1 protein-coding gene is annotated in these 406 nt (G+C 75.9%); it reads left to right on the forward strand.

All coding sequences use genetic code 11. The features are described 5' to 3' along the window. Positions 1–109: 109 nt before the first annotated feature. On the forward strand, positions 110–406 hold a 297-nt coding region (locus DEIPI_RS0106745; RefSeq protein ID WP_027481277.1), incomplete at its 3' end, for a response regulator.

Below are 406 nucleotides of genomic sequence, written 5' to 3' on the forward strand. Positions count from 1 at the left end.
ACGTGCGGCACTTCCGGCGCGGTCCCTGGACGGTCTTCCAGGTGAATCTGCCCCACACCGGCGCCGGGACGGACGCGGCGTCCGGGGACCGCGCGGACGGGAGCCTGCCGTGAGCGCCATCCGCGTGGTCCTCGTGGAGGACGACCTGCGCGTCGCGCGGGTCAACCGCGACCTGCTGGAGGCCGAGGGGGACGTGCACGTCGTCGGGACCGCGACGGGCGTCGTGGAGGGTGACCGCCTCGTCGGGACGTTGCGGCCCGACCTCGTCCTGCTCGACGTGTACCTGCCCGACGGGAGCGGCCTGGACCTGCTGCGCGCGTGGCGGGCGCGCGGGGAGCTCTTCGAGGTGGTGATGGTCACGGCCGCCGACGCGGGCGGCGCGGTGCAGTCGGCGCTCGCGCACGGC

Source organism: Deinococcus pimensis DSM 21231, assembly GCF_000519345.1.
Classification (GTDB): domain Bacteria; phylum Deinococcota; class Deinococci; order Deinococcales; family Deinococcaceae; genus Deinococcus_A; species Deinococcus_A pimensis.